The organism is Salinigranum salinum, assembly GCF_009176545.1.
Classification (GTDB): Archaea; Halobacteriota; Halobacteria; order Halobacteriales; family Haloferacaceae; genus Salinigranum; species Salinigranum salinum.
In genome coordinates this window covers 1,623,607-1,644,779 of sequence record NZ_VTOJ01000002.1, presented here as the reverse complement: position 1 = coordinate 1,644,779, position 21,173 = coordinate 1,623,607, and the positions used below count along the sequence as shown (strand labels likewise).

General features: G+C 67.5%; 21 protein-coding genes and 1 pseudogene. 8 read left to right on the top strand and 14 right to left on the bottom strand.

What is annotated here, in order from left to right:
* Positions 1-84 precede the first annotated feature (84 nt).
* Both FZP69_RS19315 and FZP69_RS19310 read right to left on the bottom strand, forming a co-directional pair.
* Positions 85-1,824, bottom strand: a complete 1,740-nt coding sequence (locus FZP69_RS19315; protein ID WP_152042987.1) for a histidine kinase N-terminal 7TM domain-containing protein — start codon at positions 1,822-1,824, stop codon at positions 85-87.
* A 134-nt stretch (positions 1,825-1,958) separates the two neighbouring features.
* Positions 1,959-3,308 (bottom strand): MFS transporter, encoded by a 1,350-nt coding sequence (locus FZP69_RS19310; RefSeq protein WP_152042986.1) that lies wholly within the window; start codon positions 3,306-3,308, stop codon positions 1,959-1,961.
* Positions 3,309-3,398: 90 nt separating this feature from the next.
* On the opposite strand from FZP69_RS19310, the gene FZP69_RS19305 reads away from it, so the two are divergent.
* Entirely contained in the window at positions 3,399-3,893 is a 495-nt protein-coding gene (locus FZP69_RS19305) for a hypothetical protein (RefSeq protein ID WP_152042985.1), read from the top strand.
* A 6-nt stretch (positions 3,894-3,899) separates the two neighbouring features.
* Here FZP69_RS19305 and FZP69_RS19300 read toward each other — a convergent pair whose 3' ends face one another.
* Complete coding sequence (locus FZP69_RS19300) at positions 3,900-4,481, bottom strand: DUF7474 family protein (RefSeq protein ID WP_152042984.1); 582 nt, start codon at positions 4,479-4,481, stop codon at positions 3,900-3,902.
* A 330-nt stretch (positions 4,482-4,811) separates the two neighbouring features.
* Here FZP69_RS19300 and FZP69_RS19295 point away from each other — a divergent pair, with 330 nt between their 5' ends.
* Positions 4,812-6,065, top strand: coding sequence for a DNA primase (locus tag FZP69_RS19295; RefSeq protein ID WP_152042983.1), 1,254 nt, complete (start codon positions 4,812-4,814; stop codon positions 6,063-6,065).
* A 46-nt stretch (positions 6,066-6,111) separates the two neighbouring features.
* On the opposite strand, the gene FZP69_RS19290 is transcribed toward FZP69_RS19295, so the two are convergent.
* On the bottom strand, positions 6,112-6,309 hold the full coding sequence (locus FZP69_RS19290; RefSeq protein ID WP_152042982.1) for a DUF7472 family protein: 198 nt from the start codon (positions 6,307-6,309) through the stop codon (positions 6,112-6,114).
* 166 nt (positions 6,310-6,475) lie between these two features.
* Here FZP69_RS19290 and FZP69_RS19285 point away from each other — a divergent pair.
* Both FZP69_RS19285 and FZP69_RS19280 read left to right on the top strand, forming a co-directional pair.
* Positions 6,476-7,066: pseudogene (locus FZP69_RS19285) on the top strand (SWIM zinc finger family protein); the annotation flags it as partial.
* Positions 7,067-7,331: 265 nt separating this feature from the next.
* On the top strand, positions 7,332-8,234 hold the full coding sequence (locus tag FZP69_RS19280; RefSeq protein ID WP_152042980.1) for an alpha/beta fold hydrolase: 903 nt from the start codon (positions 7,332-7,334) through the stop codon (positions 8,232-8,234).
* 4 nt (positions 8,235-8,238) lie between these two features.
* Here the strand turns inward: FZP69_RS19280 and hjc are convergent, their stop codons facing one another.
* The 5 genes from hjc to FZP69_RS19255 form a co-directional block, all read right to left on the bottom strand.
* A complete protein-coding gene (hjc, locus tag FZP69_RS19275; protein ID WP_152042979.1) occupies positions 8,239-8,664 on the bottom strand; it encodes a Holliday junction resolvase Hjc in 426 nt (141 codons plus the stop codon).
* Positions 8,665-8,937: 273 nt separating this feature from the next.
* A complete protein-coding gene (locus FZP69_RS19270; protein WP_152042978.1) occupies positions 8,938-9,369 on the bottom strand; it encodes a metal-sulfur cluster assembly factor in 432 nt (143 codons plus the stop codon).
* The gene (locus FZP69_RS19265; RefSeq protein WP_152042977.1) at positions 9,369-10,496 is read right to left on the bottom strand and encodes an amidohydrolase family protein; all 1,128 of its coding nucleotides are present in this window, start codon (positions 10,494-10,496) and stop codon (positions 9,369-9,371) included. The genes FZP69_RS19270 and FZP69_RS19265 overlap by 1 nt, the downstream gene beginning before the upstream one ends.
* Before the next feature lie 96 nt (positions 10,497-10,592).
* Entirely contained in the window at positions 10,593-11,561 is a 969-nt protein-coding gene (locus tag FZP69_RS19260) for a DUF7351 domain-containing protein (protein ID WP_152042976.1), read from the bottom strand.
* Between the two features lie 600 nt (positions 11,562-12,161).
* Positions 12,162-13,442, bottom strand: a complete 1,281-nt coding sequence (locus tag FZP69_RS19255) for an adenosylhomocysteinase (protein ID WP_152042975.1) — start codon at positions 13,440-13,442, stop codon at positions 12,162-12,164.
* 201 nt (positions 13,443-13,643) lie between these two features.
* On the opposite strand from FZP69_RS19255, the gene FZP69_RS19250 reads away from it, so the two are divergent.
* On the top strand, positions 13,644-14,018 hold the full coding sequence (locus FZP69_RS19250) for a type IV pilin (protein ID WP_192918657.1): 375 nt from the start codon (positions 13,644-13,646) through the stop codon (positions 14,016-14,018).
* Positions 14,019-14,111: 93 nt separating this feature from the next.
* On the opposite strand, the gene FZP69_RS19245 is transcribed toward FZP69_RS19250, so the two are convergent.
* Positions 14,112-15,416 carry an amidohydrolase gene (locus tag FZP69_RS19245; RefSeq protein ID WP_152042973.1) on the bottom strand — a complete coding sequence of 435 codons (1,305 nt, stop codon included), beginning with the start codon at positions 15,414-15,416 and terminating at the stop codon, positions 14,112-14,114.
* A gap of 294 nt (positions 15,417-15,710) precedes the next feature.
* Between FZP69_RS19245 and hisG the strand changes: the two genes are divergently transcribed.
* Complete coding sequence (hisG, locus tag FZP69_RS19240; RefSeq protein WP_152042972.1) at positions 15,711-16,556, top strand: ATP phosphoribosyltransferase; 846 nt, start codon at positions 15,711-15,713, stop codon at positions 16,554-16,556.
* Between the two features lie 36 nt (positions 16,557-16,592).
* Here the strand turns inward: hisG and FZP69_RS19235 are convergent, their stop codons facing one another.
* The 4 genes from FZP69_RS19235 to FZP69_RS19220 all read right to left on the bottom strand — a co-directional run bounded on the left by FZP69_RS19235 (position 16,593) and on the right by FZP69_RS19220 (position 19,233).
* A complete protein-coding gene (locus FZP69_RS19235; protein ID WP_152042971.1) occupies positions 16,593-17,048 on the bottom strand; it encodes a hypothetical protein in 456 nt (151 codons plus the stop codon).
* 74 nt (positions 17,049-17,122) lie between these two features.
* Positions 17,123-18,094, bottom strand: coding sequence for a CPBP family intramembrane glutamic endopeptidase (locus tag FZP69_RS19230; RefSeq protein ID WP_152042970.1), 972 nt, complete (start codon positions 18,092-18,094; stop codon positions 17,123-17,125).
* Positions 18,095-18,170: 76 nt separating this feature from the next.
* Positions 18,171-18,542 (bottom strand): DUF7473 family protein, encoded by a 372-nt coding sequence (locus FZP69_RS19225; RefSeq protein WP_152042969.1) that lies wholly within the window; start codon positions 18,540-18,542, stop codon positions 18,171-18,173.
* 127 nt (positions 18,543-18,669) lie between these two features.
* Positions 18,670-19,233, bottom strand: coding sequence for a TATA-box-binding protein (locus tag FZP69_RS19220; RefSeq protein WP_152042968.1), 564 nt, complete (start codon positions 19,231-19,233; stop codon positions 18,670-18,672).
* 135 nt (positions 19,234-19,368) lie between these two features.
* On the opposite strand from FZP69_RS19220, the gene FZP69_RS19215 reads away from it, so the two are divergent.
* Positions 19,369-20,328 carry a methyltransferase domain-containing protein gene (locus tag FZP69_RS19215; protein ID WP_152043447.1) on the top strand — a complete coding sequence of 320 codons (960 nt, stop codon included), beginning with the start codon at positions 19,369-19,371 and terminating at the stop codon, positions 20,326-20,328.
* Positions 20,329-20,552: 224 nt separating this feature from the next.
* Complete coding sequence (locus tag FZP69_RS19210) at positions 20,553-21,161, top strand: FkbM family methyltransferase (RefSeq protein WP_192918656.1); 609 nt, start codon at positions 20,553-20,555, stop codon at positions 21,159-21,161.
* The last annotated feature ends 12 nt before the right edge of the window (positions 21,162-21,173 follow it).

Here is a 21,173-nt window from a genome sequence, read left to right as displayed (position 1 = left end):
CCGGTCGTCCGTGCGGGCCATTCTCGCGCCCGATCGTCCGTGAGGACCATTCTCGCTCCCGAGCGGTCCCGACCGACCACCGCCTCAGAGCCGGAGCCGAACGGTCGTTCCACGTCCGTCGTCCGTCTCGGCGTCGGCGTTGCCCGTCTCGACGTCGACGTCGGCTCCCAGCCACCGGCTCCCCCACTGGAGGATCCACAGGCCCAGCCCGCTGCCGTGATTCAGTGGGGTCTCCTCGCCCTCGTCGACGACGGCGAGTTCGTGGTCGGGGATACCGGGACCGTCGTCACGCACTTCGACGACGACTTCGTCACCGGCCGTGACGCCCCCGTCCGTCGCGGCGGCGCGTGCGGAGATGCCGACCCACGGTTCGGGGTCGTCGTTGTGTTCGACGGCGTTCTCCACGACCGTCGAGAGCACGGCCCGGAGCACCCGCTCGTTCGTCTCGACGGTCAGCGCCGACGGGACGTCCGTCTCGAAGTCGGGCGTGGGTGCCGGGTCGGTCTCGCTCCCCGTGGTGTCGCCGGCCTCGAAGTCCGTTTCGACGTCGGCCACGACGTCGCCGACGACGTCGGCGAGGACGACCGTCGAGGACACCTCGTCGGCTGACTTCATCATCGATTCGAGGTCCCGGGCCTTCTCCCCGAGGTCGGCGAGCGCCGCGGACCGGTCCTCGATCGTGCGTGCGAGTCGGGCCTCGTCGTCCGGGAGCGACTCCGCGAGCACGTCTGCGTACCCCATCACGACGGTCATCTCGTTGCGGAGGTTGTGCCGGAGGACGCGGTTGAGCACCTCGAGTCGCTGTCGCCGGGATTCGCGGTCGGTCACGTCGTGGAACGCGATCGTCCGCCCGATGGCGCGGTCGTGGGCGTCGTCGACGGCGGCGGGGACGACCTCCAGCGTCCGGCGGTGGCCGTCGACCACGCGGTCGAACGTTCCCCCGTCGACCGCGTGGGCGGGCACCAGCTCCGAGAGCGGTTCGCCGACGAAGGCGTCGGCGTCCCCGAACAGCCGTTCGGCCTCGGCGTTGAGTTCGACGATCCGGTCGTCGGTGGTGACGATGGCGACGCCGACGCCGAGGTCGTCGACGGCCGCCTGTCGACCCCGGTAGCTGGTCGCCGGCGCGAGGTCGAACAGCTCGAACCGGAAGAGCGCGTAGCCGAATGTCAGCCCCATCACGGCGAGCGCCATCGGTGTGAAGTCGACGGGCGCAAGTGGGCCGAGCCCGAACGTCCGCTTGACGTGGGCGACCGTCGGGACCGCCGAGCCGACGACCAGCGCGACCGTCTGGTCGCGGTACAGCGAGCCGCTGGAGACGAGTGTGCCGACGAGCAGCGCCATCCCGACCCCGACGAGGACGTAGCCGTACACCGCGTGGACGAAGTGCCAGGGGCCGGGGTCGTAGACGACGGTGGCCGCGCCGAGCGTCGGCACGACCCGGTATCCGGTCCACATGAGCGAACGGAGCGACGGGAGCGCGACGAAGAGGAGCGTGGCGACCGGCACGAGCCCGATGACGGCGATAGTCCGGCGCGAGAGATACGACGACCGGCCGGTGTAGCCGAGCGCGAACGCCAGCCACGCAGGGGCGATGAGCGCCTTGCCGACCTCGATCGGCACCTCGAACGCGAGTCTGAGCGTCGGGTCGAAGGTCGCGAGCGCGATCGCGTACGAGAGCGACCAGACCGTCGCCCCCGCCATCAGGAGCGCGAACGATGTGGCTCCGGGCTCGTCCCGCCCGTACCACGCGTACGTGGCGAGTGCGAGCGAGGTCCCGCCGGCGACCAGCGAGCCGAAGACCAGCGGCGAGGCGCTCGGTCCCATACTCGACGAACGATCTCCACGGCCAAAAATATTCTCTATACTGACTATCAATAAATACTACTTTTCCGCGTCCCCACCGACGGAACTGGTGGCCTCGACGCCGGTGCCACCCGGAGATTCCGCGATCGGCCGCGTCAGACGGAGATCCCGGGGGTAGCGTCGACGGCGGCCCGTGCAAGAATGAAGACGATGGGGGCGAGGAGCACGGCGCCGATCACGAACGGCCACCAGAAGCCGGCGACGTAGAGGACGGCCATCGCGGGCGGCCCGACCGTGCGACCCAGACTCCCCGCACCCTGGGTGACGCCGAACGCGTTGCCCTGTCGGTCGGCACTCGCGGTCGTCGAGACCAGCGTCGAGAGCGAGACGTTCAGCAGGCTGTTGCCGAACGACAGGAGCGCCCCGTCGACGAGGAGCACGAACAGTTCGCGGGTGAACCACGCCGGTCCCCCCATCGGTGGGAGGAGGCGGCCGACGTCCGGCGAGAACGGCAGGAGCGTCAGCGCGACGAGGAGCACGAGCGCGCCGACGACCGCGAGGCGCGATTCGGCGTAGCGCGCGGAGAGCCGCCCGACGAGGACGCCCTGGTTGAGCGCGCCGAGGAAGCCGATGTAGGTGAGGAAGAACGCGGTCTGGGTGGCGTCGTAGCCGTAGACGTCGGCCGCGAAGGGGATGAACATCACTTGCACGCCGGAGAAGGCGAGCGAGAGCAGGAAGAACGAGCCGACGAGACCCCGGAGTCGATGGTCGGAGAGCGCCTCGACGAACCCGCTGACGAGCGTCACCCGCTGGGCGGGCCCGCGGCTCCGCTCGGGTTCGGGGAGGAACAGCGCCGCCGAGAGCAGGGCGAGGAGGCTCAGCGTCGCGGCACCGAACGACGGCAGCGAGAACCGGGTCGCGGGGACGACCGCAGGGAGCAGGTTCCGGGCGGCGGCGACGACCGTGTCGCTGGCGAGTACACCCCCCAGGGCGGGGCCGAAGATGAAGCCGAGGCTGAAGGCGGCACCGATGAGACCGAGCGAGGCGGCGCGTCGGTCGACCGGCGTCACGTCCGCGACGTACGCCTGGGCGGTCGCGATGTTGCCACCCATCGCCCCGGCGAGCATCCGTGAGGCGAACAGCGTGGCGACGCCCGCGACGAGCCCAGAGAGTGCCAGCACCTCCCCGGCGAGACCGAAGACGGTCCAGGCGACGACGCTCCCCGCGAGCGAGAGCATGAGTACTGGCCGACGTCCGCGCGCGTCGGAGAGCCTCCCCAGGAGCGGAGCGAAGACGAACTGCATGAGCGAGTACGACGCTGCCAGGAGGCCGATGAACACGTCGCTGACGCCGAAGCTCCGGACGTAAAACGGGAGGATCGGGATGACGATACCGAAGCCGACGAGGTCGAGGAAGACGACGAAGATCACGGTCGCCAGTGCCCGACGGCGAGGGACGACGGTGGACGTGGCGTCGGACGCGGTGGCGGCTTCGGGTCCGCTCATATACTCACGGCGCACCCAGCGGGCCTAATGCTTTCTCCGAACTGACTGTCGGGTCACAAGACATTTACCGGGTTCTGCCACAGCTACCGCATGAACCGTCGTGCCCTCCTCGGTTCTTTCGGTGCAGTCGGGGCCGCCAACCTCGCAGGCTGTCTCGACGGCGCAGTTTTCGAACCGGCGACGACGCTCGGCCGGCTCTCGGTGAGCAACCACGACGAGACCGCGGCACACACCTTCGACCTCCGCGTCGAGCGCGACGACACGACCGTCCACGAGTCGTCACACAGGGTCGAACAGGCCACCGAAGGCCGGATCCCGGGAGCTCTCGCCGACTGCACGTGGGGGGCCGTCGCCGGGATGTACGCGGTCCACGCACGGGTCGACGGTGGGGAGTGGAACAGGGTCGACCGTCGTGAACAGACCGCCGACCTTCGCGAGGAGGCAGAGAAATCGTCCGGCTGTGTCGCAGTGGAGGTCCACTACATACCCGGCGAGACCGTCAGCGACCCGTGGAACGTGCTCGTTCACAGCTGTGACAGATACGACGACCGGTGCGGGTGGGTCGGTGAAGAGGCTGGGGAATAAAATCCGTCACAGACTCCGATCGATGACCCGCTTCGCCGACTGCGCCTTCTCCTTCCAGCCGTAGCCCGCTTCGTAGACGTGGCGCTTCTTCTCGACGAGTTCCCCGGGCGAGGCTTCCTCGAACCCCCCGCGGTCCCACGTCCCGGTCTCTTCGAGCCAGGCGACGACGTTCTCCTTCGTCTCGGCCCACGAGAGCCCCACCATCTCGTACCAGGCGATCATCGCGAACACAGCGTTGTCGTGACAGCCGGGGACAGAGCCGTACTGGTAGATGGTTCGGAGCGGTTCGACCGTCGGTTCGGAGACCTCCTCGCGATACTCCTCGGCCGTCCTGAGGCGAAGCACCCCGTTGCGCTCCGTGAGCCGGTCCTCGTGTTTCAGCTGGCGGAGCGCCGCCTCGTGCAGCGCCGACCAGTCGACGGCGTCGCGGAGGCTGTCCTCGCGGAGCGGCGACGCAGACAGCCGCGCGAGGAGGTCGACGTACGCGCGCTCCACGTCGGCCCACGGCGTCCCCTCGAACCGGCAGTCGGTGCCGTGGAGACTGTTGGTGCTCCGACAGTCGGGACAGGGGTAGCTGAAGCGCGGCACGACCTCCGGTAGACGTCGGCTGGTAATATGCTCCGTGGTCGTCGCCGTCCCTGTCTCCGGTGTCGAGGTGGCGGACAGGCGGTACGTCGATGCCGGGAGACGGTGTACCGCACGACCGCGAGTCGTCTCCCGGTGGTGTCTACACCACGACACTGCGTGGCTGCGGTTTCGTACTTGAGTGTTCGGTCGCTCGCGTTCCCGACACCTCTCCCGTCCGTGTCCCATCTGGCGGTGTGTCCCGCCCCGCCACACTCTCGTCTCGCGACTCCGGCCGAGCGTCAAACCCTCGGACCGCCGTGTTTATTCGGCACGACCCGCAACCCGTAGCAGATGCCACCGGCGGTTCGTCACGCGCGATACCCGTTCTTCAGCGCGGCCAGAGAGGCCGTCCGAGAGGCGGATCTCTCGCTGACGGAACTCGTCGCGCGTGAAGCACCGGCGGTCGAGCGGGCGCGCGAGCGGGTCGAACGGGCACTCACTCGTGGGCGGACGGCAGCCGAGGAGCCGGATCGGTGGGACCCCCGCGACGAACTGCTCTCGTATCCCATCGCCCGCATCCTGGTCTCGCTGCTGGACGACGGCGCGGCCGTCGAGAAGTACGCGGCGGCGGAGGCGGCGACAGCGGCCGACCGGTTCGAGACGGACTTCGAGACCGACGACGGCGGACTGCGGAGCGTCGAACGTGTCAGCGTCACCCGACAGGAGGTGCTCGAGGAGTTCGAGATCGACGCCGTCCCCGAACGTCGTGATCGGGCACGAGGGCGCGAGGGGGACTGGTTCCGTCTTCCACTCTCGACGTATCTCACCCTCGCCGATCCCGACTGGGGCGACGAGTGGCGACTCGTCAACCGCGAGGTGGCACAGGGAGAGGTCCGCGTCCGCCGGTCGGCGCTCGACCGACTCGTCGAGGAGGCGGTCCGCAGACGGGTCGCCGACGGGCTCCCGTTCGACGTTCGCGGGCGCAACCCCGACCTCGCGGCGGCGCTCGAACCGACCGTCGCGTCCGTCAGACGGCTCCTCTCGGCGGGACACGCTCCCGCGTCGGGTCCCGACGTCGTCGAACCATCGCTGTTCCCGCCGTGTGTGACCGCGCTCGTCAGTCGCGCCCGGGACGGCGAGGAGCTCCCGCCGGCGTCGCGGTTCGCACTCACGTCGTTTCTCGTCGCACTCGACCTCGACGCCGAGACGGTGGCATCGATGACGAGGCTCGATCCCGAGACGACGGCGAGACAGGTCGAGTTCCTCCGCGACCGGGAGGGGACGCAGTACCCCTCACCGTCGTGTGCGACGATGCAGGCGTACGGCGACTGCGTGAACCGCGACGAGCGGTGCGATCGGATCACTCATCCGCTTGCGTACTACGGCGACGCGGTCGAGTCGGCTTCGGCTACCCGGCTGTCGAGCCAGCGGTCGGGCACGGACGACGCAGCAGACGTCGGAACCGCCGAGAGGAGGGATGCCGATGCAGAACTGGAGGCGGCCGACGGAGACGTCGGCACGACCGACGGAGATGCCGACACGACCGACGGAGACGCCGACACGACCGACGGAGACGCCGACACGACCGGGAACCCGCCGACGTAGCCGTCACGAGGGGTCGTGGTCCGTGTCTGATCGCAGCCGAGACCGACTACTGCGAGAGGAAGACACCGACGCCGGCCATCAACAGGACGAACAGGACGATGCTCCCGATGAGCGCGAGACCGCCGGTGCTCCCGAGCCCACCGTCGTGAAACGTGACGCCGATCCCGATGATGATGCCGATGAAGACGGCGACGGTGACGATGGAGACGACGATTTTCCGACGCATCTCCGCTTCGAGAGCCATTGTCTGCTGTCGCTTCCTCCGACGTTCTGAAAAGTGCTTCGAAGCGGGGGCGAACCGTCGTTCTCTCGCTTCCGGGTTCACGTCCTCGTGCGACGAGAAGAAGCCTTAGGACCGTGCAGCCCCTACGAGAATACGAGGACGTGGTCTCCGACCACGCGCTCGTATCATGACGCACCCTGCACACACACCCGCGTCACAGCACACGCGACTGCCAGCCGCCGACGCCACGGGACGCGCCCGTCGCGCCCGCACCGAGCCGATGACCGTCCGCCCGCTCCGTGACCGCCGGTACGTCGTCGAGACAGACGGTGGGACGTACGTCGTCGACGTCGAACGCCGCACGTGTACCTGCCCCGATCACGCGATCCGTGGGGCGCGCTGCAAACACCTCAGACGCGTCGCCATCGAGATCACCGAACGACGGATCCCCGCCCCACACGAACGGCCGGCCGTCTGTGCCGTCTGCGGCGACGACGCCTTCGTCCCGCTCGACGCGACCGGTCCACAGCTGTGCGCCCGCCACACGTTCGAATCCGGCGCGGTCGTCACCGACCGCGAGACGGGGTCGGCGCTCGCCGTCGTCCGGTCGACGACCCGACGCGCGGATGCGGTCGAGACCCGCGAGGGGCGAGTCGTCGCCGACTACGAAACCAACCGCCACTATGGTCGGCACGAACCCGTCGTGGAGGCCGTCTACCTCGACGACCGCCCACCACGGCGTCGGTACTACTTCCCCGCGTCGCGCCTCCGACGGCTGCCGGGCGAACCTCGGCTCACACTCTCGGACCGTCCCGGACGGACCGACGCCGAATCGGACGACTCGGACGAGACGATCGCTGACGAGAACGACACGACCACGGATCGAGTCGGCGTGGACGACACGTCGGACCGGACACCTGGCGGGACGAACGACTGCGAGGCGGTCGGCTTCGAGTCGACTGCCTGAGCCGACCGTGCGGCCCGACAGCCTGGGTCGATGCTCCGATACGCCGATTTAACCCGCTCGGATGCCTCTCTCGATCATGCGTCTCACTCCCGCACGTCCGACGACCGACGACGGCGATCCACCGTGGCTCGACCGGTCGCTGTTCCCGTTCGCGTCGCACTTCCTCGACCTCCCCGAGGGCCGCGTCCACTACGTCGACGAGGGACCACGCACGGGGCCGACGCTCCTCTGTGTCCACGGGAACCCGACGTGGTCGTTCCTCTACCGCGAGCTCGTCGCGGCGCTCGCCACGGAGACGCGGGTCGTCGCCGCCGACCACCTCGGATTCGGTCTCTCGGACAAACCCGCCGACTTCTCGTACCTCCCGCGGGACCACGCCCGCGTCCTCGACCGCCTCGTCGACGACCTCGGACTCGACGACGTCGTCCTCGTCGTTCACGACTGGGGCGGGCCGATCGGGCTCGACTGGGCGACGCGCCACCCCGACCGGGTTCGCGGCGTGGTCGTGACCAACTCCTGGATGTGGCCACACGACTCGGCGCACGTCCGGCGGTTTAGCCGGCTGCTCGGTGGCGTACTCGGCCGCGAGGCCATCCTCCGATTCAACGCGTTCGCCCGTGTCGTGGTCCCGCTGGCGTTCGCCGACCGCTCGCGGCTCACGCGGGACGTCCGTCGACAGTACGTCGCCCCGCTGGCGACGCCGGCCGACCGCAAGGGGTCGTGGGTGTTCCCGCGCGAGCTCGTCGGGTCGCGGGCGTGGCTCGGTGACCTGTGGGCGCGGCGCGAGGCCATCGCGGGGAAACCGATGCTCGTGGTGTGGGGGCTCGACGACCCGGCGTTCGGCGACGAACTCGATCGGTGGCGCGAGGCGTTCCCTCGGGCCCGGACCATCCCTCTCGACGACTGCGGGCACTACGTCGCCGAGGAGAAGAGCGCGGAACTCGCCGCCGCCGTCGAGGGGTTCCTCACCACCGTGTGACCGCTCAGTCTAGATCGTCGAGCGTCGTCCGCTTCGACCGCCCGACGAACTCGTCGAAGTCCTCGCCCTCCGCGAGCGCCGTCTCCTTCTTCACCCGGTAGTTGCCCCCGTCGGTGACGTAGAGGTCGCCGGGGTGGAAGAAGTACCAGTCCTCGCGGTCGAACCGGACGGCGATCCTCGCCTTGGCGCCGAAGTTCTGTGCGAAGTAGATCAGCGCTTCGACCTCCTCGCCCGTCAGGTAGATGGGGTCGCCGGCGCTCGCTTTCGCCTCGATCGCGTAGAAGACGTCGCCGTTGCCGGCGAGGACGTCGGGGAGTTCGCGGGCCGTGGCGCTGCCGGACGCCGGCGCGCGCATGACGGCGAAGCCGGCCTCGTCGAGTCTGTTGACGAGCTCGCGCTCCCGCCGGTCACCCTTCCGGTTCGCACTCATTGCCCGCTCTCGTCGGTGGACGGGCTTAAATTGGGTGCTTCGTGGACTCTGTTCGGTGGATGAGTGTGATCGCTGTCGAGTCGCCCTCACCGTCGTCGAAGCGAGTGGTGACGTGACGACATCGAGGGCTTGTCAGAGAATTCCGCAGTTTCGCTTCGAGAACCCTCGGAAACTGATAGAAGTGGTGTGCTGAATACTGAGGGTGAGTTCAGCATACGGGCAAAAGAATCAACGACTGCGCTTCGTTCTGCAGTTTGTGGGTGACTACTCTTCTCAGTCTTCCGCGTTCCCGATATAACTCGTGGTCTCATCAGACCACTCCGCTCCGTCGTAGGCTGGCGTGATTTCGTGGGCTTCAACCCGCTCTTGGAAGTACGCCTCCCGTTCCTCGTATGCCTCGTCGGTCATCCGATCCTGGGTCCAAACTTTGTCCGCGACCGTCTCGACGGTGATCGAGTCGACCTCCGGGATGTCCCCCACTCTGTTTTTAATGTCTTCTGACATGTGAGGGATGTACATGCACAACTGATTCGTGGGTAACAGATCGACTGTTACATCCCCGTTCTCGATAGAGACACCATCGACCAGCCCAAGGTCGACGATGCTCTGAGGTTTCTCCGTGAACGTGCTACAGGGGTCGAAGACCTCGTCCAGTTGCTCCCTAACTCGAAGTTCGAGATCCGAGCTGTCGCTACTAATGAACATCAATTATCACCGGCTGCTTTCTGTCCAGCCTTCGGCTGCTGCATCGGTCCCGAGGCGCCAGTGGGCCGGATCGACGACCACGGCTCAGGGCGTTCCTCCTGTTCTGCACGGATGCGAGCGACCTCGTCGTCGATACCCTCGAGTTTCGATCTGACCGCGTCGGGGTCTTTGCCCATCATGCGGAGCGCGTTCTCGCCGAGAATCATCCGTTTGATCTCGTCGGTCAGCGGCGGGACGCCGTTCTCCCGCATCGTCTCGGGGAACTGGAACTCCCAGAACGCCTCAATAATCGGCTGAGGATGGATCGCGGTCGGGCCGGTCGACCAGATGATCTGCTCCGGCCCGCCCCACACCAGCAGTTCAGCCAGGACCTCTGCGAAGTTCATCGGACTCTCGGCGACGAGGAACGTCGTTATCTCGAGGTTGGCCCAGACGTTCGGGTAGCGCTGGAGGAGGAACTTGGTCTCCTCGAGGAACGACAACCCGGCGTGGACGACTTCGAAGGTAACCTCCGGAAACATCGACGCCGCATCCTCTACGTCGCCCACGTCGTACTCCTCGAAATTTGTCTGCCCGTACGGGACGGACTTGTGGACCGCGATGTGAGGCACGTCGAGTTCGACAGCCTTCTGGATGATTGGTACCCCGACGTTGGGGTTGTCCAAACGCATATCGAGCGTCTGACCGTCCTCGAAGAATGCAGGATACAGCTTGAACCCGTCGACGTCCTCCTGTTCGACCTGTCGTTCCATCTCCTCGAGCGCATCGTCGGCGAGGGGATTGACGCTCCCCAGCACCGACGGCACTCGAAAGTCGCCGTACTTCTCGCGTAGTTCGATCCCCGTATCCAGCCTGTTCATCCCGTCCGCGAAGTAGTCCGTAAGCTTCGTCGACTGGAACCGGGCGAGGTCGATGTCGGTTTCGAGCCACATCAGGTCGGCGAGTTCCTGCGCGGTGTCGTCCTTGAACCATTTCTCCGGCGGGAGTTCGTAGGCGTCCGGGTGCAGGTTGTTGATGATCTCGAAGAGCCCGTTGCCCATCCCTACGGCCTGTGGGTTCAGTGCGTTCTGTTCCGATATATGGTACGTGTGACTGGTGCCCTCCACGATGAGGTTATCTTTGTACATGCGTCTCACTCGTATCGGTCGGAATCGTGTTCAAGATTCGGAGAAACGCCTTTCACTAGAGTACGTGATACAACAGTCGAATTATATGTAATCCTGTCAGCGTTTGACGTCTACGAGGTTCATCTCTCCATCAAGCATCACTGTCAGTTCATCGGTGCCATTCGCGACCGTGGCCGTCACACGGAACGGGTCCTTCGTGACAGCCGTTTCGATGTTGTGCTGAAGGATGTCAACGATCTCTTCCAGGGATGGAGCGAGAACGTCGATCCCGTGCTGATCGAGGAACCCGATTACGGGGGTGAGACCCATGACGAACACCTCGACCGGCAGGTGCTTGGCGAATCTGCAGGTGTCACACCGCTGTTCCACCCAGACTTGTGACCGGGTTCCACAGTCGGGACACGGGTTCCCAGCCCGCGATTGGTGGTCCTCACAGACCGAAACGGACGCCGAGACGGCCCCTGCACACTCTCGACAAATTCCGTGCATCAGATAGGCGTTATCCAGCATACACCGGTAGAACCCTATCCGTAGCGCCTCGTCGGCCGTTTGATTCGCTATCGTTGCAGCCGGATAGTTTGAAAGGAAGACCGACCCTCGGGGCGTCTCGTCGCCGAACTGGCCGTCACAGTCGGTGCAACTGACTCGGAGCCACTGATCCTCGTATGTCACTGTCATAGGCGCGTCGCAAAGAGGGCACCTCTCTTCTAAGTCCGCCGAAAAGTCGATGTCTCCGGTCCCCGAGACTGCGATCACGGTTCGGGCGATCTGCTTGCCGGCGCCGCTCAGTCGATACCCGTCCTCGGTTTGCCGGACGAAGTGTGGGCAGAGCTGCGATAGGTGGTAGTTGAACTGGCCGTTGTCGACGAGATCGACCCGGCGCCGTAGCTCCGAGAACGACATTGTCTCGGCGATATCGGAGACCTCGTCGTACTGGTGGGTAGCGTCCGCGTGCCAGAGCACGCGGATGATGTCGAGTCGGATTTCGTTCCCCAGAACGGCAAATGCCTCTTCTGGAGAGAGCCCATCTAGTTCGAGATCCGGAGTCAGATGGGTTTCACTCATGGTAAAGTGTAACATGATCCGTTCTAATAAGGATACCTCCGGCAGCCCCATTTCGGGGGGTGATAACGGCGTGTGATTCCTGCTCTGTATGGAACGGTTCCGTCTTTCATACTCTCGACCTGCTTCCGTTCGAGATATGTGCTCTCTATTCGGCACACCGGTTTCAATTACTCAGCAATCTGTTACAGTGAACAGTGTGAGGACTTCTGCCACGCTCTGGCTGCAGGAGCCGGTACGTCAGGGAGGAACACCTCCCATCGGACTCGCTCGTCACGTCGGTCACTCGTCCCTCGTGCGAGTCGTTCCCTGCAGTCACTCGGTCCTGCGCGCTGATCGCCTTTGAAGCGAATCGCAGCGGTGTGGTGGCGCGTGGCGTCGTGGACGCCGGTCCGCGACCCACACGCGGGGTCTTCGCGAGCACCAGCGAGTGAAGGCTCGGAGCGACGCGGTCGCTCTGGTGGATGAACGGAGTGACCGAGTGAATCGGCTGGGGAGGACTGTGGCACAGTCGCCCTGGCGACCGCGCGGCCTCAGTCTCGGTCGGGGGTCCCGCGCTCCTGCCCCATCTCACACGCGAACCGAACGATCCGAGTAATCAGCTTAAGTCCCGTGGTCCCAGGAGTCCATGTATTCGCGCTGTGCGTCGGAGAGCGAGTCGTGCTCGACGCCCTCGGCGGCGAGTTTGATCTCGGCGACCTCGCGGTCCAGCTCGTCGGGAACGTCGTGGACACCCGGGTCGTACGCGTCGGCGTTCTCGACCAGTTCGCGCACGCAGACGGCCTGGACGCCGAACGACTGGTCCATCACCTCGACCGGGTGGCCGAGCGCGATGGGCGCGGCGAGGTTCACCAGTCGCCCCTCGGCGAGGACGTTCAGCCGCCGTCCGTCGGCGAGTTCGTACGCCTCGACGCCGTCGCGCGCCTCGTACTGGTCGACCGCCATGTCGGAGAGGTGGTCGAGGTTGACCTCCACGTCGAAGTGTCCCGCGTTGGCGAGCAGGACGCCGTCTCGCATGCGCTCGAAGTGCTCGCGGGTGATCACGTCGCGGTTTCCAGTGGTGGTAATAAAGACGTCGCCCACTTCGGCGGCCTCTCGCATGGGCATGACGTCGTACCCCTCCATGTGTGCCTCCAGCGCCCGTCGGGGTTCGACCTCGGTGACGACGACGTTCGCGTTCTGTCCCGACGCCTTCTGTGCCACTCCTTTCCCGCAGTAGCCGTAGCCGGCGACGACGACCGTCTTGCTCGCCCACGAGAGGTTGGTCGTCATGGCGATGGTGGCGAGCGCGGACTCGCCCGTGCCGTGGACGTTGTCGAACAGCGTCTTCATCGGCGTGTCGTTGACGGCGAACACCGGGTACTTCAGTTCGCCGTCGGCGTCCATCGCCCGCAGGCGGTGGACGCCCGTCGTGGTCTCCTCGCAGCCGCCGACGATGGTGTCGATGAGGTCGGGATGGGACTCGTGGATGGCCGCGACCATGTCCATCCCGTCGTCGACCGTGACCGTGGGCTCGTGTCCGATGACCGCCTCGATGTCGGCGTAGTACGCCTCGTCGTCGACGCCGCGCTCGGCGTACGACGTGATGTGGGAGTGTGCATCTAGGGCCGCGCTCACGTCGTCGTGCGTCGAGAGGGGGTTACAGCCCGTGATGGCCACCTCGGCTCCCCCTTCTGCGAGGAGTTCGACGAGGTTCGCCGTCTTCGCTTCGACGTGCATCGCCATCCCCACGACCTGTCCCTCGAGCGGCTCCTCGGCCGAGAACTCCTCGGCGAGCGCCTCGAGGATGGGCATGTGCTGCATCGCCCACTCCATCTTCCGACGGCCCTCCTCGCGTGCGGCCTCGGGGTCGTCGAGGCGCGCCGTGATAGACGTCCTGGTCATGGTCGTGGCTTGTCGTAGCGGTGGCAAAACCCTACCGAAGCCCGCTCCCTCGCTCCGCTTTCGGACGTGGCCGACGGCTGCCCGTCCGCGCGAGCGCTCCGCCTCGCGCCAACTATCAAAAGAAATATTACTGTAGGAAACACTATCCGTTCGGAACTGAACGTTCTATGCGTGACCCGGCACAACGGTGGACCGACGCCGATGGCCTCCAGCATGATCCTGCTGGTGGTGACGTTCGTCGTCGCGAGTGCGACCGCGTTCGCGCTCACCGGGGTCGTCGACCAGGCACAGCGGGAGAGTCCGGTGGTGAAACTCGACGTGGTCGTCTCCGACGACGACGTCGTCGTCACTCACGAGAGCGGTGACCGGGTTGCGCTCGACGCGCTCGAACTCGTCGTCCAGCGCTCGGACGGCACCGAGCGCGTTCGCTTCACCGAGTTCACGGACGACGCCGGGGGCGACGGCCGATTCACCGCGGGCGAGTCGGTCCACCTCGGCCACGGATTGCCCTCGGACGCGACCGCGCTCAGGATCGTCCACGGCGAGACGGTCGTCTACCGGCGACAGATCGGGTAGCGCCGACTGGCGACGGTTTCGTCGCCGTCGCACGCTGCCGCCGTACGCCTCGTTCACTTCCCCCTACGGCTCCGACCGGACGCGACCGGTCGTCTACTCGCCGGTGGCCCGTTCGCGGAGTCCGGTCGCCCGATTCTGCGCCTCAGCCATCACCCGCTCCTCGTCGAGCGTCAGTACCTCGCGGTCGCGCATGAGCACCTGCCCGTCGCAGACCGTGTGGCGGACGTCGGAGCCGCGTGCGGCGTACACCAGGTGTGAGACCACGTCGTGGACGGGCGTCAGGTGCGGCGCGTCGAGCGCGACGACTGCGAGATCGGCCGCCGAACCGGGTTCGATCCGCCCGCCGGGAAGGCCGAGCGCGTCGGCGCCTCCCGCGGTCGCCATCGCGACCACGTCGGGCGCGGCGACGGCGTCCGCTCGGCCAGCGGCGAGTTTGCCGACCATGGCGGCGTCGCGCATCTCGTCGAAGAGATCGAGGTCGTTGTTCGAGGCGGCGCCGTCGGTCCCGAGTGCGACCGTGACGCCGGCGTCGAGATACGCCTGGACGGGAGCCATGCCCGACGCGAGCTTCATGTTCGACGCCGGACAGTGGACGACGCTCGTCTCTCGCCGTGCGAGCAGACCGATCTCCTCCTCGGAGACGTGGACGCCGTGAGCGAGGAACGTCCCCTCGTCGAGCACGCCGAGGTCGTCGGCGTATTCGAGGGGACGGACGCCGTGTTCGTCGACGATCGGGTCGACCTCGTCGCGCGTCTCGTTCGCGTGCAGGTGGAGCGGCACACCCTCCTCGGCGGCCGTCGCGACACACGCCTCGAACGCCTCGGCCGAGACGGTCGTCAGCGAGTGCGGCATGACGGCCGTCCGGATCCGACCGTCGGCAGTGCCGTCGTACTCGCGGGCCACGTCGAGGCTCTCCGCGATGTCGTCGTGCGCCGTCTCGACGTCCTTGCCGACGGTGACGATGCCGTGGCCGACCCGGGCGCGCAGACCTGCCTCGGCGACCGCGTCGACGACCGCCGGGACGTGGAAGTACATGTCGCCGAACGTCGTCGTCCCCGAGCGGATCATCTCGAGCAGCGCGAGGTCGGTGCCGGTGCGGACGTCGGCGGGTTCGAGGGCGGCCTCGGCGGGCCAGATGTCCTCGCGGAGCCACGCGTCGAGCGGCTTGTCGTCGGCGTACCCCCGGAGGAGCGTCATCGCGGCGTGGGTGTGGGCGTTGACGAGCCCCGGGAGGACGACCGCGTCCGTCGCGTCGAGCGTCTCGTCGGCCGTGCCGGCGAGATCGGGCGCGACGTCGGCGATCTCGCTGGCCGACTGATCGACGAGCACGTCGGCTTCCACGACCGAGCCGTCGGGACGGAGGACGAGACCGCCGGCGACACAGAGCGTCTCTGTCATGTACTCGCGTGCGGAGCGGTGGGCGAAAACCCCGTCGGTTCACTCGGTAGTCGGGACCCGTCGTCGTGGTGGTCGGGGCGAACGGACGGCACCTGTCGTCTCCCACGAGTCGGCGCGACGCGGTGTGCCGCCAGCGTTCGGGCCGGCTGTTCGGCCCCGGGCCGCGTCGCGTTCTCCGTCAGGTCACGACGCGGGGTGGCGTCGGCTTCCCGGATAAACCTCTGGCTCGCCGTCGCGGTCGTGCCGTCGGTCCCCGGTCGAAAGGCAGTTCACCCGACGCCGTGTGGAGTGCGTATGCGCATCGCCGTTCCCAACAAGGGGCGTCTCCACGATCCGACGCTGAAGCTGCTCGAACGCGCCGGTCTCCACCTCGACAACGGGGCCGACCGGAAGCTGTACGCCGGGACGGTCGACCCCGACGTGACGGTGCTGTTCGCCCGCGCCGCCGACATCCCCGAATACGTCTGGGACGGTGCCGCCGCGGTGGGCATCACGGGCTACGACCAGGTGCGCGAGTCGGGCCACGACCTCGTCGACCTGGTGGACCTCGAGTTCGGGCGCTGTCGGCTGGTGCTGGCCGCCCCCGAGGACGGAGACATCACCTCACCGGCCGACGTCTCGGGCAGGACGGTCGCCACGGAGTTCCCGACCATCGCTCGCGAGTACTTCGCCGAGCAGGGGATCGACGCCGAGGTCGTCGAGGTGACCGGCGCGACCGAGCTCACCCCGCACGTCGACATGGCCGACGCCATCATCGACATCACCTCCACGGGGACGACGCTCGCGGTGAACCGCCTCGCCGTGGTCGACGAGGTGCTCTCCTCGTCGGCGCGGCTGTTCGCCCACCCCGACCACGTCGACGACGAGGCGGTCGAACGGCTGGTGATGGCGCTCCGCTCCGTGCTCTCGGCGGAGGGCAAGCGCTACCTCATGATGAACGCTCCGCGAAGTGAGCTCGACGCGGTGCGCGACGTCATCCCCGGGCTCGGCGGTCCCACGGTGATGGACGTCGCCGGCGGCGAGTCCGTCGCGGTCCACGCCGTCGTCGACGAACGGGCCGTCTACGAGGTAGTGAACGAACTCAAGAAGGTCGGCGCGAGCGACATCCTCGTCACCGAGATCGAACGGCTCGTGGAGTAGCCCCGCTCGTCGCCGTCGTCGTCGTCGTCCCTCGCGTTACTCGTCGCCGTCGTCGTCCCCACCACCGTCACCGCCGAGCGCGTCGCCGACGTCGAAGGCGCCACCGAGCAGCCCACCGCCGAGCAGCGACCCCCCGACAGCGCCGGGGTCGCCGTGACCGTATCCGCCGTTGTTCGTGTACCCGCGTCGCCCGCGCCCGAACGCCCGACGCACCTCGCGGACGAGCCGAAGCGGGATCACGACGAGCGCGACCCCGGCGACGACGAACGGGAGCACGGTCGTCGGCACGACTCCGAACAGGAGGCTCGCAGCCTCGCTCACGCCCCCGACGTTCCCGAGTTTCGTCAAGAAGGTCGGATCGCGGTACGCGCCGATCGCTCCGAGGGCGACGACCGACCAGAGCGCGACGCTGAGCCAGGCACCGACGCCGACGACGCGCCCGAGCGAGACGTGTTGGCGAGGGCGGAGTAACCGCAGGAGTCCGGAGTTCATGTCGTCGCGAGACGACGTCCGTGATCAAAAAGCTGCGTCGACCGTCACGACTGTCGGACAGTCCCGGTTTCGGCTCAGTCGCGCCACCGTAGATCGGGCACCGTGAGCGAGGGGTGGACGGCGAGAAAACGGTACCGCAGACGGACGTATCCGACGGTGGCGAGCGTCCCGAGGACGATCGCGGTGATCCCGACGAGTCCGGCTTCGGGGCCGAACGCCCCCCCGGTCCACAGGTCGGGGCCGCGCTGTGAGACGGCGACGACCGTCGCGTCGATCCCCAGCCCCGAGACGGGGAAGCCGTAGACGGCTCCCTGGAAGAGGTTCCACGAGATATGCAGGCCGATCGGGATGGCCAGGTCGCCGGTGAGGACGTAGCCGACGGCGAGCATCACCCCGGCGAGAGAGATCGAGAGGGTGGAGACGAGCGTCGCGTTCGGGTTCCCGAGGTGGAGCCCGCCGAACACCAGCGAGGAGACGACGACGGCGACGCCGGTCGCACCCCGCTCGCCGAGCCACCCCACGAGGCCCTCACAGACGTTCGTCAGCAGGTAGCCCCGCGCGAGGAGCTCCTCCTGCACGCCGACGACGAGAAAGAGGACGCAGACGGCGAGAAAACCCCGGAGGAACGACTCCGGCGGCACGAACGTCCCCGTGACGACGACCCACCCGAGCGCGAGTTCGACGCCGAAGATCGCCGTCATGAGCGCGCCCCCGAGGGCGAGCCCGAAGCCGAGATCGATCCACCAGTCGCGGTCGAGATCGAGACCGAAGTCCGACAGACGGCGGCGGTCGACGAACCACCCGACCAGGGCGACGGCGACGACGCTTACCACGCCGGTGAGGGCCGTCACGACGACCACGAACAGGCTGCTCTCGACCAGGGTGAACGGCGGGAGGACCGAGCGGAGCGACTGGAGCGAGAGCGCCGCGCCGACGAGGGCGACCACGACGACGACGATCCCGCCGACGAGGCGGACGGGTGCACGCGGGCGACGCTCGTCGGCGTTCCAGACGAGCCGACGGAAGAAACGGGCGATGGCGACCATTCGTTGCCGGGAGTGCGTCCGAGGGCCACTTCAGCGCACCGCTCGGTCCGCGGCCCGTCCGTGTCTCCCCCCGGTTTCACCCGGGCGCGCTCTGGATGATAGCGAGCAGGCCGAAGACGATGACGCCGAGGATGATGCTCACGACGACGTGGATGAGCGTGAGATACGCCGCGAGCCGGGTCGACTGGCCGTAGAGGTACCGAACGAGCAGGAAGTCGCCCGCGAGCGCGACCGGCACTGCCAGCGCGGCGGGCCACTCGAGGGCGACGAAGACGAAGCTGACGGCCGGGATGACCGGCCCGACCGCGACCGCGTTCTTGAGTTCGACGTCACCGAGGACGTTCCGCGCGGCGATGTGTGCCGTGACCGCGAAGAAGAGCGCGAAGAGTGCGAACGTGCCGGCCACCTGTGACGCGCTCCCCGACGGCACGGTCTGGAGGACGAACATACCGGAAGGAGGGGCGAGAGGGTCTTAGGTCCGGCTATCTCGGGTCGGTCGGCGGAAGCGACGCGCGAGGGACGGGTTCCCATCGTCCGACGGCATCGGCGGGCACGGGCGGGGAGACGGACGCGACTCAGCCGTCGAGGAGGCCGAGTTCGTCGAGACGGGAGACGATGTTGTCGACCGCTTTCTCGGCGTCCGAGGGGTCCTTTCCGCCGGTGATGACGAGCTTTCCGGAGCCGAACAGGAGCGCGACGACGCTCGGGTCGTCGATGCGGTAGACGAGGCCGGGGAACTGCTCGGGCTCGTACTCGATGTTCTCGAGGCCGAGACCGATGGCGATGGCGTTGAGGTTGAGGTTCACGCCGAGGTCGGCGGAGGTGACGATGTTCTGGACGGTGATCTCGGGGTCGTCCTCGACGTGGATCTCGAGTTCGCGCAGTTTGTCGAAGACGATGTGGAGGCTCTCGTGGACGGCGTCCGTGCTCTTGGCCCCGGTGCAGACGATCTTGCCCGAGCGAAAGATGAGCGCGGCGGACTTCGGGTTCTGCGTCCGGTAGACGAGACCGGGGAACTGTTCGGGGTCGTAGTCCGCCCCCTCGAGGTCCATCGCGACGCTCTGGAGGTCGAGCTCCTGTCCGATCCCCGTCGAGGCGACGACGTTCTCGATGTTTATCGTGTCCTTGGGGTCAGCCATATATCGGATGGAGACTCGTATTTAACCTTTAAAAAGGTTGGTGCAGGCGCTGACACGACGAAACGAAGGCGGACGCGGACCGGTCGGATCGACACGCTCTTTCGCCGTGCGCGTCGAGTCGCGGGTGTGTACGGGCTGGAACTCGCCGGAACCGACGACACGTACGCGGCCCGCGAGGCACGGGTCGCCGCGACCGACGTCACCGTGGTCGCGCCGGGCCTGGCGACCGCACGGGGGATCGATCACGCGCGCGTGGCCGACCTCGCGTACACCCACCGTGCGGTCGAACTCGTCGGGCGAACGGACGCCTCGGTCGAGAGCGCCCGGGCGCTCCTGACGGCGGCCCGGATCGACCGCGTCGGAAGCGTCGCCGTCCGGGCACGCGACGTCCGCTCGTCGGCCGGCGTCTCCACGCGCACGGCCGAGACCGAACTCGGCAGTGTCCTCGTCGACCGCGGGTTCGACGTCGACCTCGACGACCCCGATCACGTGCTCCGTGCGTGGTTCTCCGGCGGGACCTGTCTCGTCGGCTGGCAGGTCGCCGAGAGCGTCCGCGACTTCTCGACCCGCCAACCGACGGACCGGCCGTTCTTCCAGCCGGGGAGCATGGACCCGCTGGACGCCCGCTGGGCCGTCAACGTCGCCGGTGCGGGCCCTCGAACCCGAATCGTCGACCCGATGTGCGGCACCGGCGGGTTCCTCGTCGAGGCCGGGCTCGTCGGGAGCGACGTGGTCGGCCTCGACGCCCAGTGGAAGATGACGCGCGGAGCGCGAGAGAACCTGGCCGCGTATCTCGACGACGGGTACGACGTGCTCAGAGGCGACGCGACGGCCCTCCCACTCAGAGACGACAGCGCCGACGGCGTCGTCGTGGACGTCCCCTACGGGAGACAGTCGAAGGTCGCGACCCACTCGCTCGCCGACTTGGTCGGGGGCGCACTCGAAGAAGCGGCCCGGGTCGCCCCGCGGGCCGTCGTCGTCGCCGACCGGGGCTGGCACGCCGAAGCCGAACACGCCGGGTGGACCGTCGAGGAGCGGTTCGAGCGGCGAGTGCACGGCTCGCTGACGCGACACGTGCACGTGTTACGGCGATAGCGGTCGCCGTCGCTGCGCGTGCCGTCGGTCATCGAATCCCGGACGGCAGGATCGATGTTCGGTCGTAAGAACGGTTATTCGGCCGTGGCGAGAACAGGTCGTCATTGATCGGTGCACGTGCAGCGGTGGGCGGACTGGGTGTCTGTCTCGCGGCCCTCGTCGGCGCGATACGGAACACTCGGCGAGGGACGGTCACTGTTCGGACCCGCGGGACGAGCGTCACGTTGACCTCGGACCACTTCCGGGGGTACTGGGAGATCGAGTTCGCCAGGCGGACCGAGGGACCGTTCCGGTCGGCGCTACTCGATGCGGTCGACGCGGGGACGGTCGTCTACGACGTCGGCGCGAACGTCGGGTTCTACGCCTGCCTGCTGGGACGGATAGCCGCGGAGGTACACGCGTTCGAACCGAACCCACACGCGGCGGCGGACCTCCGACGGAACGTCGCGAGCAACGGCCTCGACACCGTATCCGTCCACGAGACCGCCGTCTCGGACGCCTCGGGCAGACGCTACCTGACGGGTCGGGGATCCCCGAACGGCCGCAGCGAGATCTCGGAGACACCGACCGGGCTCGCGGTCCAGAGCGTCACACTCGACGAACTCGAGACGGAGCCCCCCGACGTCGTCAAGATCGACGTCGAGGGGCACGAGCGGGCGGTGCTCGAGGGCATGGGCCGTCTCCTGGAGTCCCACCAGCCGGCGATATTCTGCGAGATCCACGGGGTCGGTGCCGACGTGACGGAGCTGTTGACCGCCCACGGATACGCCGTCGACCGGATCGGCGACCGGTTCGACGGGACCGAGTTCATCAGGGCGTCGGTGGACCGGTAGCGGGCGAGTCGG

Bases quoted from the DNA above. Each gene is read 5' to 3' on its own strand.
- FZP69_RS19315 (WP_152042987.1), bottom strand. From the start codon at position 1,824: ATGGGACCGAGCGCCTCGCCGCTGGTCTTCGGCTCGCTGGTCGCCGGC.
- FZP69_RS19310 (WP_152042986.1), bottom strand. From the start codon at position 3,308: ATGAGCGGACCCGAAGCCGCCACCGCGTCCGACGCCACGTCCACCGTC.
- FZP69_RS19305 (WP_152042985.1), top strand. From the start codon at position 3,399: ATGAACCGTCGTGCCCTCCTCGGTTCTTTCGGTGCAGTCGGGGCCGCC.
- FZP69_RS19295 (WP_152042983.1), top strand. From the start codon at position 4,812: ATGCCACCGGCGGTTCGTCACGCGCGATACCCGTTCTTCAGCGCGGCC.
- FZP69_RS19290 (WP_152042982.1), bottom strand. From the start codon at position 6,309: ATGGCTCTCGAAGCGGAGATGCGTCGGAAAATCGTCGTCTCCATCGTC.
- FZP69_RS19280 (WP_152042980.1), top strand. From the start codon at position 7,332: ATGCGTCTCACTCCCGCACGTCCGACGACCGACGACGGCGATCCACCG.
- hjc (WP_152042979.1), bottom strand. From the start codon at position 8,664: ATGAGTGCGAACCGGAAGGGTGACCGGCGGGAGCGCGAGCTCGTCAAC.
- FZP69_RS19270 (WP_152042978.1), bottom strand. From the start codon at position 9,369: ATGTTCATTAGTAGCGACAGCTCGGATCTCGAACTTCGAGTTAGGGAG.
- FZP69_RS19265 (WP_152042977.1), bottom strand. From the start codon at position 10,496: ATGTACAAAGATAACCTCATCGTGGAGGGCACCAGTCACACGTACCAT.
- FZP69_RS19260 (WP_152042976.1), bottom strand. From the start codon at position 11,561: ATGAGTGAAACCCATCTGACTCCGGATCTCGAACTAGATGGGCTCTCT.
- FZP69_RS19255 (WP_152042975.1), bottom strand. From the start codon at position 13,442: ATGACCAGGACGTCTATCACGGCGCGCCTCGACGACCCCGAGGCCGCA.
- FZP69_RS19250 (WP_192918657.1), top strand. From the start codon at position 13,644: ATGGCCTCCAGCATGATCCTGCTGGTGGTGACGTTCGTCGTCGCGAGT.
- FZP69_RS19245 (WP_152042973.1), bottom strand. From the start codon at position 15,416: ATGACAGAGACGCTCTGTGTCGCCGGCGGTCTCGTCCTCCGTCCCGAC.
- hisG (WP_152042972.1), top strand. From the start codon at position 15,711: ATGCGCATCGCCGTTCCCAACAAGGGGCGTCTCCACGATCCGACGCTG.
- FZP69_RS19235 (WP_152042971.1), bottom strand. From the start codon at position 17,048: ATGAACTCCGGACTCCTGCGGTTACTCCGCCCTCGCCAACACGTCTCG.
- FZP69_RS19230 (WP_152042970.1), bottom strand. From the start codon at position 18,094: ATGGTCGCCATCGCCCGTTTCTTCCGTCGGCTCGTCTGGAACGCCGAC.
- FZP69_RS19225 (WP_152042969.1), bottom strand. From the start codon at position 18,542: ATGTTCGTCCTCCAGACCGTGCCGTCGGGGAGCGCGTCACAGGTGGCC.
- FZP69_RS19220 (WP_152042968.1), bottom strand. From the start codon at position 19,233: ATGGCTGACCCCAAGGACACGATAAACATCGAGAACGTCGTCGCCTCG.